Raw genomic sequence first — 13,151 nt, forward strand, 5'->3', positions numbered from 1 at the left:
AGATCGATTCCCATCGCCCTGTCACACACCAAAGACCGCACAGCCGTCCATCGTCTGTCCTTGTAATAATCTGCACGCTTGCGATGATATCTATCATACGTGCGCTGATACTTACTAGAGCAACGATCGCATACAGATTTCCTGGCGGGGATTACCGCCCCACACTTACACAACTTCTTTAGCACATACTCCCCCCTTACCGAGTCACGGGAATCGAACCCGCCACACCAACACTCGGACAATACGCACGGGCAATGGAACCAAGGAGGCAAACCAGTATGTGTATTTGAAAGGAGATCTGTAGTCTTATCGTTTGTGATGAAAGCTACCCGTGCGTCATTAGCCTTTTAAGGACATGCTCAGGTCCTATGTAACACAGCAATAGTCCCGCCCCGCGCGCCTAAATAAAGCACTGTGTACCGCGCCCCGCGATCAGCCCACAAAGTTGCAATAAAAAGTAAAACCAATAACACACATTCGCCGATCGCCGTCAAACAAAAAGGCCGCCCGCGCGGACGACCTACTATTCACTGATAACATAGTATCACACATGCGACTGCCATTATGTGCCATTATGTGCCATCTTTAAAAAGAATCTCCAAAGCCCGACCATGCAGCTTATAGACATGGCGCGGATTATATCCGGACCTTGCCGCCACGCCGCGCCAATCAAGGCATTCGAGGTAGCGGAGTTCCATAATCAACTTAAGTCGCAGATCACAGTCTAGTCTACAAAACAACACACGCGCCGATTCTTTTAGCTCTACTAATTTGTCTATTTCATCATTAATCGAACGATCGAGGTCCGTAATCTTCGTCGCCAGGCTCGCCGTCGGATCCGACACACCCGACTGCACCGGACCCGTATCACTACTTCCGGCAGGCAGTCTTGCACGATAAGCTTTTAGCTGATCCAACTGCCGAAGTTTTGAATTGATCAGCTGATCCAGATACAAGATCGACTTAAGCTCTTCCTTGGTCATCGCCATACTCCTCAATCAGCCACTCGAGATACTGCTTAGCTTTTAAAAGATCCTCCAATCCGTTCTTCCGCCCGAAGCGGAAAAGATATTTCAGCGTGTCTTTTAAAAGCACCGCCGCCCACGGCGCCACACAGTTATGCTCCACGACCGCTTTAATCACATCAATGCTTTCCTGCTCCAAGCCCTCAATGCAATAATGCTGCGGCCGCGATACAGAATCATATTTAGCTTCTCGCTCCATCTCATCCTCCAATCTCTGCCCGTACACGCTGAATACGGGCCTTCAAACTCTCCAAAACGTAATTTTGAACGTCCTCTTTCTTCTCCAACGCTGCCATCACGTCCTCATCCCGCGTATCTTCCGTCACCAGATGGTGGATAATGACTTTTTCCTTTTGCCCTTGCCGGTGCAACCTTTTATTGGCTTGGGTGTAAAGCTCATAGTTCCACGTTAAACCGAACCAAATGACGTGGTTTCCGCCTTCTTGCAGATTTAGCCCATAGGCACTGGATGCGGGATGGGTTAAAAGAACGTTGATCTTTCCTTCGTTCCAGTCCTTTTGATCCTCCTTCGTCTCCAGCTTTCGGAAGTTGATCTTCTTCTTCTCAAGAGCTTGGGTCAAGCGGGCCAGATCATGTTTAAAGTTATAAAAGACCAGAACGTTTTTTCCTTGTAGTTGCTCCAGGGTCTCCATGAATGCCTCAATCTTGCAATCATGAATCTCGTGATACTTTTTATCCTCATCATAGACGGCACCATTGGCCAATTGTAAGAGCTTCGTCGATAACGCTGCCGCCGAAGTGGCGTCAATGTCTTCCGCATCTTCCAACTCCAAAACCGCCTCCCGCTCCATTTGTAAATAAGCCTTCTCCGCTTTAGGACTTAACACGACGGGAATAATGTTGTCGGTGCACTCCGGTAGCTCCAAGTAATCGTCGGCTTTCATGGAGATACAGATATCGGAGATTTTCCGGGTGATTTCTTCCCGGCTAAAATCCCTCGCCTTGTAGTTGTAGCCCATGTAGTCCCCCTCAAAATAAGAGTTACGGAAACTGTAAAACGACGGACTCAATCGCTTACCCCCATCCAGTAGGTAGACCTGTGCCCAAAGATCCAGCAACCCATTGGGGCTTGGGGTACCCGTTAAGCCCACCAGTCGTTTGATGTGGGGCTTGATGGAGGCTAAAGCTTTAAACCGCTTGGCCTGATGATTCTTGAAACTGGAAAACTCGTCACAGACCACCATGTCAAAGGGCCACGCGTTTTGGTATAACTCCACCAGCCACACCACATTATCCCGATTGATGATATAAATATCTGCCGGCGTATTCAAAGCCTTGACCCTCTGCTTTTCCGTTCCCAACACGGTAGATGTTCGAAGAAGTCCAAGCTCCGGCCATTTCTCAATCTCGTTCTGCCAAGTGGCCTCGGCTACTTTTTTGGGAGCAATGACCAAAACCTTGCCCACGGAAAAGCGGTTGTAGATTAGCTCCTTAATGGCGGTTAACGTGATTAACGTCTTGCCCAAGCCCATGTCCAAGAAAAGGCCAAGATTGTCTGTATCAAGAATCCTTTCGACACAATACTTCTGGTAATCGTGTAATTTCATCTACAAACTCCTTTACGTCATCCAGACCACAAAGGACACGTACATCCTGCCCTAACATTTCCAGCTTTCGAATTTGTGACTTTTGGAGTGGCCGCGGTTTTTTGTACTTCGTCTTCAGCTCCACAAAGTAAATCACTCCACCGGGAAGTAGAACCAGCCGATCCGGCACCCCTGCATTTCCGGGTGAGGTAAATTTATAGCATCGCCCACCTAATTTTTTCACATTATCATTTAGATGCTTTTCGATGTTCTTTTCCAGCACGCCTATCTTTTCCTTTCTGCGGCATCCGTGACAACCAGAATTTCATTTTTCCCGTTAGTCCTGTAAATATAGAAATTCTAGACTTTATAAACGCGCGTACAGTCTATATTTTCTATATTTTTTAACTCTATTAGAAAAAGTAAATATTGATTGTCAATACCCCTCAATCCCTGTCTACCACTGGCTTTTTCCGACAACTAACATTTTTTCGCTGGTTGTCATGACGGGTTTTATGACAACCAGCGATTAGTCCTCATGACAATCAATATTTACTTGCTGGTTGTCATGGAAATTCTATAAATCCTATATTTTAAAAAGTTTCTCACTTTTTAGAATTTCTGGTTGTCAGAGTGGTTCAATCCCTGTATTTTACTGGTTTTTCCCGACAATCAATATTTTATTTACTGATTGTCACGCTTTTTTCGTTGACTGTCGATATTGATAATTTTCGCCTTCTCAAAACCCTTTTGTCGGCCATATCTTCCATAAAACCTTGGATTTTTATTCCGCGTCCAGCCCGGTAATCCGGTCATGATATTGGTTAATTCATTCGAGTCTCGGCGATTTAAATACTTAACATCCCCGCCGAAGCACACCTGCCATACTTCCGCAATACACACCTTGTCTCTTTCTACAAGAACCACATCATCCGGCACCTTAAAGTTTCCCGCCATAAAGGCCCGTTGGTCTCTCGGCTCCATATCGTACCAATTTTCAGGGATCTTTCGCTTTAAAAACTCCGCAACCGTACCCTCTTTCGGATCGACGTCGCGGTAATTTTCCTGCATACGCTCCGCAATTTCGTTGGCCTCAGGTGATAAAATCAGCCGTTCACCCAAGATGTAATAGCTGTAGGCTTCCGCCCATATCTGGTCTATTTCCTTGTCCAAGTCCTCAAAAATATCCTTATTAGGCCTTAGTTCACCCACACGAACAGGCCAAAACCGCCGAGAGCCCGTGGCATCTCTGAGAAACGATTCCGAGTTTGTCGATCCGAAGAAAACACATCGTCGAGGGTACTTATTCGTTCGGCGGCCATAAGCCTCCCGGTAAATGTCGTGGGTTTTTGACAAGAACTGTTTCACCGTCTCCGTTTCGGATTTTGTCATGGCCGACAATTCCCCCACTTCATTGATGAGTGTTCCTTGAATGAGCTCGGCGGCTTCTTTCCCTTCAAAGCTATACAAACTGTCGCTAAACCACTCACCGCCCAGCTTGGCAAGGAACGTGGACTTCCCAATCCCTTGAGGCCCTGAAAAGACCACCATATAGTCAAACTTAACGCCCTTGGTAGATAGGGCCCTGGAGATCGCCGCGATTAAAGCCTTGCGCATAATCTCCGACGTATAAATCGATTCTTCCGCCCCAAGGTAGTCTCGCAGGAGCGAATCGATCCTTTCCTCTCCGTCCCAATTAAGGCTTGTTAGGTACTCCTTCACCTCGTTGCGACGGTGGTTAAAGGCCACCACCTTAAGCGCCGTCTCGATCTTCCTATCCCCGGTAATCCCATAGACCTTTTCCAACCTTAAAGCCAATTGGGCGTCATCCGTATCCGTCCACATCCGCGCCCCCTCCCCCGCTTCCCAAGGCAAGGGAAGGGTGACCATCCCCCTATTGGCGAACTCATCGAGATAAATCCGGTCCTTAAAATTTGGATCGTGGTCCAAAATCAAGGCGATGTTGGCGATCGTCTTTTCATAATTTCCCCTGGCATCGGCGGTCAAATTTTTCATCCATTCGTCATCCGTATCATCCGGGCATACCATGTCCGGATTTGATTGCGGACTCTCTTGACCCAAGACTTCGAAATAATTTTCCGCCGCTTCTTGCCGCTCCCGGTTTAAAAGGCCAATGACCTTGTCGTCGGACCGGGCCAAGTCCTTCATGGCCATGGTCGATGGTAACGTCGCCACCGGCGTCCCCTCGGCTGCCTCCTCGTCCAGATCGGAAAACTTGTGGAGCCTTACCAGGTCCCAAGCATTGACTAATTGGCCACCGCAAGGGTCTGTGGCATGGTGGGAAAATAAAAATTTCCCACCCTCGTAGATAATGGCCCCGCCCGTCGTGGACCCCTGCAGATACGTGTAGCGATTTTGGTCGGCAGTCGGGTCATAGGCCTTGGGGATAAAAGTCTCCATGGCCTCGTAAACGTCATAGGCTCGACAAAAGGCCCCGATAAGGCCCGTCTTCGTCGTCGGGTCTTGCTGTTTGGTTAGGTCTTTTCGATGGCCGACATCCACCCCCGGCACTTGTGGCCATGAGGCAATGTCTCGCCAATCCGCATAGATGGCCAATACCCCGTCAGCCGATAAAAAAGGCTTGTCTTCGTAGGTATAGACGTATTGGGAGTCACTGGAACATGATGGCCAAAACATAAGCCGAGAAGGCTCAAACGTCGTCGGGTCGGCCATTTCAATCCCGATCTGCTTAGCGGCATACCGAGCGATCGGCTCGTACTCATCCGCCGTTACCGACCGATCCAATGGCAAAATAATGCGTAGTCTGGGGCGGTAGGGGGCGTGCTTACGGGTGGAGTAAATAACGTAGCCACATCCTAAGGTCATGACCTTCTTAATCACCGATTCCGTCTCCCCGGTGGGGATATTGTCAAAATCCAAAGTGATCAGATCCCGACTTAATACATTGCTCGCCTTACGCCGAACACCTTTCAACGCCCCGCCCACAAAGCCGCCCACGTCTTTGAGCTCATCTTGTGTCGCTTTAGAGAGCTTAAGGTACTCCTCCAACGTTTCTTCCGAACGGACAGGCTTCTCCAGCCGATACACGAAATCGGAGTAATTCAATCCCTGCCTTTGCCAGTTGACGGACTTTCGGCCGGCCCCTACCGATATAGTAATTTTCCTGTTGTATCGCATCCTATCAATCCTTCATGTAAAAACTACTTTCAAAGCCGGCGCCTCGTAAAATCAATCCGGGAGCCCACGCAATCGGCCGTGAAAGAACCTCGTTCACCTCTTCCAAAGTAATATCTTGACGGGCCTCCATCACCACCTCGTCGTGAATGTGCATGACGACTGGATCTAAAGGATACTCCTTAGCTAAGTTCATAAGGGTTTCAGCTAAGCAGTCTCGAGCGATGGCCTGTACGACATTTTCCGTTAATTTTCCTCCATAGGTTGATTCCTTGGTGAATTTACGGTTGGCCCCAATTCCCATAAAATGGACGGCCATTTTCCCGAATTTGTTTTCCTTAAGCTCCGGCTCAGGGTAATACAGGCTTCTGCCAGACGGAAGCTTAATGGTTAGAAAAGTTAAGCCATAGTCCGGCGCACACTCTAAGGACAAGTCCAAGCACCTAACACGTCTTTGCTCTCCATACTCAACAACACTTACCGCTGCATTTTCTAGGGCGTACCAAAACTTAACAATATTCCGGTTGGCTTGTCTCCATCGATCCTTAATATCCTCCAGCTCCTGGTCATCTAAGCCCATCCGATCCGCCCCCATGGCCTTTAGCGCGCCGACGCCACCCTGATAGCCTAAGGCGAGGGTGGCCACCTTGCCCTTTTGCCGCAGGGCATATTCCGGATTGCCCTTGGCGATCGTGTCGATAGGCACCCCAAACATTTGAGAAGCCGTGGCCTCGTAAATCTTGCCGTGCGTGGCAAACACGTGGTTCACCCAATCCTCCCCGGCAAGCCAGGCAATCACCCTAGCTTCGATGGCCGAGTAGTCCGACACGATAAACTTTTTTCCTTCCCGAGGAATAAAGGCCGTGCGAATAAGCTGGGAGATGGTATCCGTGGCATTGCCGAAAAGCAACTCCAAAAGACCCTTGTCTTTGGCCTTGACCAGGTCCCTAGCTAACTCCAGATTTTTAATGTAGTTCCTAGGGAGGTTTTGGACCTGGACTAACCGTCCGGCCCATCTCCCTGTCCTGTTGGCCCCGTAGCATTGGAGGAGGCCCCGGACCCGGTGGTCCTCACAAGCACACGTCTCCATTGCCGTGTACTTTTTAACACTGGTCTTAGAGAGTTCCTGCCTTAGTTCCAAAAATTCCCGGACTTCCGAAGCCAGATCCTTTTCCAGAAGGTCCGCCACAGTATCCTTGCGAACATTGTCCACTTCCGGAATATAGCCTTGAAGCCATGGGAGGATTTGAGCCACGGAATTTGGATTGGCCAGGCCGGAGATTTCCTTTGCGCGAGCCGTCTGTTCTTCAGTCAATCGGTCGTCGATATCCAAAGCACCTTCCACCAGGTCAAAGTCCACCTCTACCCCCAAAGCGTTGGCCTCGTCCGATAGAGCCCAGATAAATTGTTCCCTGTCCGGGACAGGAAAAGCCTCAAGTCTTCGGTAGATCTCCACTTCCGTGACAACGTCTTGTTTGCAGTAGTCCTTAAAAAGAGCCCACTTGTCCGGATCATGGGCGGGGAGATTGCGCGTTCTGCCCCCGTTGGTTTTTGTCGGGGCACAGGGAACACAAAAGTAGCGGATCAAGGCCTTACCTGTCCTTAGTTTTTGTTTGTCCTCCGGTAGCTTTAAAGCCTCTCCGGTCGCAGCTAAGCCGGCAGGATAGCCCAGATACATGGCGTGGTGCATGGTGCAACTCCAGGCCGTCCGGTCCCCTACTTCCAAGCCAAAAGCCTCTAGGCAGTTGTACTCAAAGGCCGCATTGTAGGCGTGCTTGGTAACCCGGTCATCGGCTAGAGCCTCAATGACCACCTTGGGTATGGACTCACAATTGGTCAAGTCCACAATCTCCACCGGCCCGAAGTCCATCGAGTAGGCAAACAATAAAACTTCAAAAGCCGGGTCCCGGCAGTACTTGTAGAGGCCGGCCTTGCCGATATCTACCGGGCTGTATGTTTCGATATCTATAGATAGATGCTTCACAGTTTCACCCTTTCCTAAAATAAAGGGGGCCGTGATTAACGACCCCGTAACTTAAAACGGCATACCGGTTAATGGATCCACCCCGCCCATTTCTGTAGCCGTTTCCTCGGGCTCTGCCACGGCCGTAAACGCTTTATTGGCGTCAAACTTGTAACCCAACGGCTCGTCATCTTTTACCTTTTGAAGGCCGTTTAGCCCGAAGCCGATGCCCCTGGATTGATTGTTGTAGGCATAAATGGAGATTGCTACATGGGCCCAGCAACCGGAATAAACTTGCGAGCGATCCATAATAGGCTGCACCCTGCGATCCATAATAGCGGGCGGATACTTGACATTCGCCGATGCCGTAAAAACCCAATGTCCCTTACATTCAGGGCCATACTCGGAGCCCCCCGGAGAAAAACCGTCTCCATCGTGAATGGGAAGCTTCGGCTGGGCGATCCCCTTAAGCTTGTCATCTTGGTTGGCCGCAATTTCGGCTTTAATGGCATCCATTAAAGCCTTATAGCCTTGCGTGTCGGATTTCGGCAGTAAACAGGTGACCGAAAACTTCTCGTCCCCTTGCGGTGTCACCTTTGGTTCGAAAACATTCACGTAAGACAAACGTACTAAACTTGTGGTAAATTCTTGTGCCATAATAGGCCTCCTTTTCATCTGTAAAATTTAAACTTCCTTAAAGCCCATATCTTTCACATAAGGCTTTCGTTTATCGCTTTCTTCCACCAGCGTCGGCTTGCCTTGAGGCTTGACGATCTCCTCGCCCAGAATGTCGGAAAATTCCTTTTTACCGACAAGTTTTTCCAGCCTGGAGAGACTTAAAGCCTTGCGCTCATAGAGAATCGCCTCGTCATACCCTTTGGCTTCCAACATGCCCATGGCCCGGTCTTGATCCTTAAACTTCCGAATTGACCGTCCTTCTACGGCCTTAAAGCCGGGAACCTCTTCGCCATTGAGGATGGTAGAGAGTGCCTCCTCTTCCAGATCCTTAATCCATTCCACCAGCCCTTTTGCTTCCAAAAGGTACTTGGATAAAGCTTCGTTGGATACCAGAGACGAATCCTCACCCATATGGGGCTTTAACTCCTCCACCTTCTCAAACATGGTTTTGGCCCTTTCAGGGCATCTGGACTTGGCACGGCAAAAGCGGCAATGCTCCCCTTGAGATAACGTGTCCGACCCCTCAAAGGCTTCCCTTGCCCGACCTTTAATGCTCCCGCCCCAAGCCAAGAGATCCGTCGCCGAGATTTCCCAATCCAAAATCGAATCAAGACGGGGTTGTATAATCGTGAGGACGACGCGATCGATCTTGTACAAGAGAGAATAGGCCTGATAGGCACCCAAGCCGTAAAGCATCAGTTGGGGATTTTCCTCCGGGTTTACAGGAACCCCCTTGCCGTACTTGAGGTCAATAACTTGGAGCGTGCCGCCGTAAACCATAATGCAGTCACAGGTTCCGAAACCCTCCGGAACCCAAGCGGAAAAATCCACCCGTTCCTCGATACTTACATAAGGACTCGACGGATAGACCAGGGCTCGCCGTTTAATCTCGTCGAAATAAACATCCGTGTACTTATCCATCTCCGGAGCCCATGAGGGATCCTGCTTAAAAACCTCCATGGCGGCGGAAAACTTCTTAGGGCCTATCCCCTTGATAAAATACTTCTGAAGCTTTAACTCCGCCACAGAATGGGCCAGAGTTCCCTCTTTTGCATAATCTGATCCCGTGTCCTCAAAGCCCTCTTCCATCACAATGGAGCCTGGGCAGTTAAGCCATCGGTGCGCCCCGGAGGCCGATAACTTGGCGTGTACCTCAGGCATCAGATCGTTCCTCCGATTCCACGTAATTTCAGTACAAAGTCGTTGTATTGCTCTTCCTTAAGCTCTAAAAGACTATTGAGGCCAAAACCGTTAATTAACCCCTGTAATTCGGCCCGCTTCCCCGCTTGCGCCACTTTGGCGCACGCCAGCTGAATCTGCTCAAAGCTATAGGCCGCTTGTCCGGTGGGCACCGTGGCTTGAGGTAATTCTTCTGCATTAGGAATACTTTCTTTCTTTCTCGCCGCTACTTCTTCCTTTTTCGCCGGCTTTGCCCTTGATGCCTTCACGTCTTCTACAAGTGACGCTGCTTCCTCCGCCGATACGCCTTTAAAATACGCCATCGCTCCGCCGAGCATGGCAATTGCTTCGGTGAGTTGATCCAATCCTTCGATCTTAATTGTTACTTCCATACATAGCCCTCCTTACGGACCCTTTATTTCTAAGGTTCCTTTCATGATGAATCTCCTCTTGCCGTACAGTCACCAATTCGTGGATCTCTCTTTCGATTGTTTCAATCCTCTCGTCAAGCTGACTGTTCAATCGCTTAAGTCGCTCTTCCTGTTTCCAAGCGTCATTTTGAATCGCGTAAAGCTCTTTGAGTTCTGCATCCTTTTCATGGAGTAATTCCAGTATTGATTTACCATCTACTGACATTTAGCACCTCCCGTGCTATACTAGTGGTGAGTTATTCTTTCTTAGTCCTGCACCGGTTGCCGCTGGTGCGGGGCTTTTTCTTTCTCTAGTAACTCGTTCCAAAACTTCTCCGCCATAAACGCCAGGAAGCGCTCCTTGGCGTATCGCCGGCGGATATCGTCCACGCTCGTCGTGCCGATCGCATCAAGCGTCCCCTCTTGCTTCATCCTCCGTCCCTTCTAAAAATTCATCAGTCAGCGCCCGGATTTCAGCCACCGCCGCCCTTCGCTTTTCCTGCGCCGCTTCGCCTTCGCGAATGGCTGCGTCATAATCCATCACATCGCGATACAGATCTTTCAACCTTCTGGCGAGGCTGTCACCCTCGACCACGACCTTCATCGGCTCCGAATCGTCATCGGTCTCAAGTGCCTCGACCACAGTCGTTTCGCGGTACAAGTCATTTTTCAGCACCGTTTCCTTCGTTCCGTCGTCGAGATGCATCAGATAAAATCGGCCATAATCCCCGGAGATCACGCCTTCGTGCGATGTCTCTTTCCTTTTACCTGCATTACACGTCACCCTATAGCGTTGGCCCAACTCGAGTGGAGTCGGCAATAGCTTCGATTCATTCATAGGGATACTCCCCTAACTGTCGGCTGTATTCCACCGCCCACTCGGACTTGCCGTCGAGTTGGGTGACACATGCGCCTTCGGCGATGGAGTCCAACACCGGATAAAGCAGCATCGCGATAAACACAGCCACACCGATAATCGCCGTGGCCGCCCACCGGCGCCGCCGTACATACTTTGCGTCCATCAACATGGGACGCACCTTCCGTTTCGCCATACCACGCCTCCCATACACCTAATCCAACTCGTCCTTCACAATTTCTGTTCGTGCGAGCCCCTTCTTAATGAATAACTCCGCCAGATCCTTCAGAGACCATCCCGAAGCGGCACTCAAATCCTTTAGATCGGCGATCACGTCCCGATCAATCCAAACGGCAGACACGCCACCCTTACTCCGATCAGCAACCTTCCGTTTAATTTCAATCTTGCAATCCATAAAAACCTCCTAAACATTTGCTATAATCACCTCGAAAGGAAGTGACTACATGAACCATAGAGAAATCGACCTAACCAATAGACAAATACAAATCTTGAAATACTATTCAAAACACCCGGACGACCTCATCGGAGACCATGCACAGAGCGATATAGATAAATTAGTATCTCTGGAATTGCTCAGTATCTCCAACCAAACAGAAATTGATACCGATATCTACTTAAAACATTATTACGACCCATATTATGAAATTCAGCCGCAACTTTTTGCGCTTACCATCAACGGAGAAATGTTCTTAGATCACCATAGAAAAGACCTCATCAGGACCTATCTCCCCATAACCATTTCAATACTGGCCCTCGCCATTTCCGTCATAAGTCTTATAAAAGCATGGTAGCCAAGCCGACACACACGGCAGCTATGGAAATCACCACCGACATCACAAAAGGTAGATTCGACGGGCTCTTCACCGGGACGAAAATAGGCTCCCGCTTTCGCTTATCAACGACCAGATCCACCGCTTCAAATCCCAAACGATCCGCCAATTCCTTGTAATTAACGGCTTCAGGATCCACCCTGGAACCGGATTCAAAAATCACAGTTAACTTATTCATCTTTGCCATTTAATCCCCCGTTTCCAAAGTCGCTAAATAATGAGCTTCCTGCAATAACACTAAATCCATAATTTTAACTACATCCCAATACGCCGACGCCAATTCCTCGTTCTCTTCATAAGGGAGCGAGGAATTTAACTTTTCAATAAATTCGGACTTCTGCGTCTGCAAAAGCGCGAACCGCTTGCGAGATAACTCAATAGCATGTGGGTTACGTTTATTTTCCGTCACTGAATCCACCTTCTTTTGCCTTTTTTAAAGCTTCATACAGCCCATCTATCAGCGTATCTATATCCGCCGAATCAGAACTTAGATCTTCAAGGAAATCCGGCGAGAAAATTCGTCCATATAAACGCTCTAAATATGGATCTAAAAGCTCTGAAAAATCCGGATGCTGAAACGCCAAAAAGACCAATAGGATTCTTAGGCCCTGTCGCCTAAGCACCTCTTGCCGCTCCCCCCTATGATCCATAGCGTGGAGCAGCTTTTTTATTTCCCGTAATTCGTTGAGTACATCTTCCATAGGCACCTCTTTTCTTTCTGCTATAATCACCTCGAAAGGAGGTGAAAAAGTGAATAAAATAACTGAAGTTCAAATCAAACAAGCAATAGAATCTTTTAGCGTAGAAGATTTCTGCGTTCGAGACAGAGTAGCCAAAACCTTGCAAAAGTATGCTTCGGAAGACGACCCCACAAAAATTGACACTGAGGGGCAACTTCTTTCAGTTTTAGAGCTTACTACTTCGTTTACTAAAGAACTCGTCTACTCCACGCTTTGCAAATTACTCATCACAGACGACACCGATTCTACGAAGTCTGAATAATCTGTATAATTAGCCTGCTCCGTATTTTGAGCAATGATACGGAGCAGCTTTTTTATTTCCCGCAATTCATTGAGTACGTCTTCCATAGGCACCTCTTTTCTTTTTTATGAATGATGTAGAATTAAATTATTGTTGCGTTTCCTCAACTTATTGGCCAAAAAAAATTTCTTTTGTCTCCAAATCGTTTAAATTGAGTATTGAACGCATGCGATTTACCTCATCCAGAGTGATCGTAATTCTACCACTTAACTTACCATATAGATTTTGAGTAGTATAGCCCATCTGGCTAGCTAGCCATTCGACATTATAACCGTTTCTAATAAGAATCGATTTTAATGCCTTGTCATTTATCATTTCACCACCTCCTTCGTTAGTTGAGTATCCTCAACTTTATTACAGTGTACCTTCTCTGTTTCGTATTGTCAACTGAAATATTAATTTTTTCTTTTGTAGGTTGATTTTATTCAATTTTCAGTATAATATA

19 protein-coding genes are annotated in these 13,151 nt (G+C 48.3%); 2 read left to right on the plus strand and 17 right to left on the minus strand.

Features of this window, described 5'->3' with window-relative positions; translation table 11 throughout:
- Nucleotides 1-572: 572 nt before the first annotated feature.
- From DG046_RS01880 to DG046_RS01940, 13 genes are all read right to left on the minus strand, one after another.
- Nucleotides 573-983: a hypothetical protein gene (locus DG046_RS01880; RefSeq protein WP_108830907.1), complete on the minus strand. Its 411-nt coding sequence runs from the start codon at nt 981-983 to the stop codon at nt 573-575.
- Nucleotides 964-1,224 (minus strand): DUF3310 domain-containing protein, encoded by a 261-nt coding sequence (locus DG046_RS01885; protein WP_108830908.1) that lies wholly within the window; start codon nt 1,222-1,224, stop codon nt 964-966. The genes DG046_RS01880 and DG046_RS01885 overlap by 20 nt, the downstream gene beginning before the upstream one ends.
- A gap of 1 nt (nt 1,225) precedes the next feature.
- The gene (locus DG046_RS01890) at nt 1,226-2,593 is read right to left on the minus strand and encodes a DEAD/DEAH box helicase (protein ID WP_108830909.1); all 1,368 of its coding nucleotides are present in this window, start codon (nt 2,591-2,593) and stop codon (nt 1,226-1,228) included.
- A 663-nt stretch (nt 2,594-3,256) separates the two neighbouring features.
- Nucleotides 3,257-5,731, minus strand: coding sequence for a virulence-associated E family protein (locus DG046_RS01900; protein WP_108830911.1), 2,475 nt, complete (start codon nt 5,729-5,731; stop codon nt 3,257-3,259).
- A 4-nt stretch (nt 5,732-5,735) separates the two neighbouring features.
- Nucleotides 5,736-7,712 carry a DNA polymerase gene (locus DG046_RS01905; RefSeq protein WP_108830912.1) on the minus strand — a complete coding sequence of 659 codons (1,977 nt, stop codon included), beginning with the start codon at nt 7,710-7,712 and terminating at the stop codon, nt 5,736-5,738.
- Nucleotides 7,713-7,763: 51 nt separating this feature from the next.
- Nucleotides 7,764-8,348 (minus strand): DUF2815 family protein, encoded by a 585-nt coding sequence (locus DG046_RS01910; RefSeq protein WP_159082030.1) that lies wholly within the window; start codon nt 8,346-8,348, stop codon nt 7,764-7,766.
- Nucleotides 8,349-8,375: 27 nt separating this feature from the next.
- Nucleotides 8,376-9,530, minus strand: a complete 1,155-nt coding sequence (locus tag DG046_RS01915) for a DUF2800 domain-containing protein (protein WP_108830914.1) — start codon at nt 9,528-9,530, stop codon at nt 8,376-8,378.
- Nucleotides 9,530-9,940, minus strand: coding sequence for a hypothetical protein (locus tag DG046_RS01920; protein ID WP_108830915.1), 411 nt, complete (start codon nt 9,938-9,940; stop codon nt 9,530-9,532). The genes DG046_RS01915 and DG046_RS01920 overlap by 1 nt, the downstream gene beginning before the upstream one ends.
- Nucleotides 9,924-10,184, minus strand: a complete 261-nt coding sequence (locus DG046_RS01925) for a hypothetical protein (RefSeq protein ID WP_108830916.1) — start codon at nt 10,182-10,184, stop codon at nt 9,924-9,926. Before DG046_RS01925 ends, DG046_RS01920 begins: the two co-directional genes overlap by 17 nt.
- Nucleotides 10,185-10,225: 41 nt before the next feature.
- The gene (locus DG046_RS09605; protein WP_159082031.1) at nt 10,226-10,390 is read right to left on the minus strand and encodes a hypothetical protein; all 165 of its coding nucleotides are present in this window, start codon (nt 10,388-10,390) and stop codon (nt 10,226-10,228) included.
- The gene (locus DG046_RS01930) at nt 10,368-10,796 is read right to left on the minus strand and encodes a hypothetical protein (RefSeq protein ID WP_108830917.1); all 429 of its coding nucleotides are present in this window, start codon (nt 10,794-10,796) and stop codon (nt 10,368-10,370) included. The genes DG046_RS09605 and DG046_RS01930 overlap by 23 nt, the downstream gene beginning before the upstream one ends.
- Nucleotides 10,789-11,028 carry a hypothetical protein gene (locus DG046_RS01935; protein WP_159082032.1) on the minus strand — a complete coding sequence of 80 codons (240 nt, stop codon included), beginning with the start codon at nt 11,026-11,028 and terminating at the stop codon, nt 10,789-10,791. Before DG046_RS01935 ends, DG046_RS01930 begins: the two co-directional genes overlap by 8 nt.
- The gene (locus DG046_RS01940) at nt 11,029-11,229 is read right to left on the minus strand and encodes a hypothetical protein (protein WP_108830919.1); all 201 of its coding nucleotides are present in this window, start codon (nt 11,227-11,229) and stop codon (nt 11,029-11,031) included.
- Between the two features lie 49 nt (nt 11,230-11,278).
- Between DG046_RS01940 and DG046_RS01945 the strand changes: the two genes are divergently transcribed.
- Nucleotides 11,279-11,626 (plus strand): hypothetical protein, encoded by a 348-nt coding sequence (locus DG046_RS01945; protein WP_108830920.1) that lies wholly within the window; start codon nt 11,279-11,281, stop codon nt 11,624-11,626.
- On the opposite strand, the gene DG046_RS01950 is transcribed toward DG046_RS01945, so the two are convergent.
- The 3 genes from DG046_RS01950 to DG046_RS01960 are packed head-to-tail and all read right to left on the minus strand — an operon-like array spanning nt 11,610 to nt 12,366.
- Nucleotides 11,610-11,852, minus strand: a complete 243-nt coding sequence (locus DG046_RS01950) for a hypothetical protein (RefSeq protein ID WP_108830921.1) — start codon at nt 11,850-11,852, stop codon at nt 11,610-11,612. The two genes, DG046_RS01945 and DG046_RS01950, sit on opposite strands and share 17 nt — an antisense overlap.
- Complete coding sequence (locus DG046_RS01955; protein WP_108830922.1) at nt 11,853-12,074, minus strand: hypothetical protein; 222 nt, start codon at nt 12,072-12,074, stop codon at nt 11,853-11,855.
- Entirely contained in the window at nt 12,061-12,366 is a 306-nt protein-coding gene (locus DG046_RS01960; RefSeq protein ID WP_108830923.1) for a hypothetical protein, read from the minus strand. Before DG046_RS01960 ends, DG046_RS01955 begins: the two co-directional genes overlap by 14 nt.
- 49 nt (nt 12,367-12,415) lie before the next feature.
- Here DG046_RS01960 and DG046_RS01965 point away from each other — a divergent pair, with 49 nt between their 5' ends.
- Nucleotides 12,416-12,667: a hypothetical protein gene (locus DG046_RS01965; protein ID WP_108830924.1), complete on the plus strand. Its 252-nt coding sequence runs from the start codon at nt 12,416-12,418 to the stop codon at nt 12,665-12,667.
- 147 nt (nt 12,668-12,814) lie between these two features.
- Here the strand turns inward: DG046_RS01965 and DG046_RS01970 are convergent, their stop codons facing one another.
- A complete protein-coding gene (locus tag DG046_RS01970; protein ID WP_108830925.1) occupies nt 12,815-13,021 on the minus strand; it encodes a hypothetical protein in 207 nt (68 codons plus the stop codon).
- Nucleotides 13,022-13,151: the final 130 nt, after the last annotated feature.

It is taken from the genome of Aedoeadaptatus coli (assembly GCF_900343085.1).
Lineage (GTDB): Bacteria > Bacillota > Clostridia > Tissierellales > Peptoniphilaceae > Aedoeadaptatus > Aedoeadaptatus coli.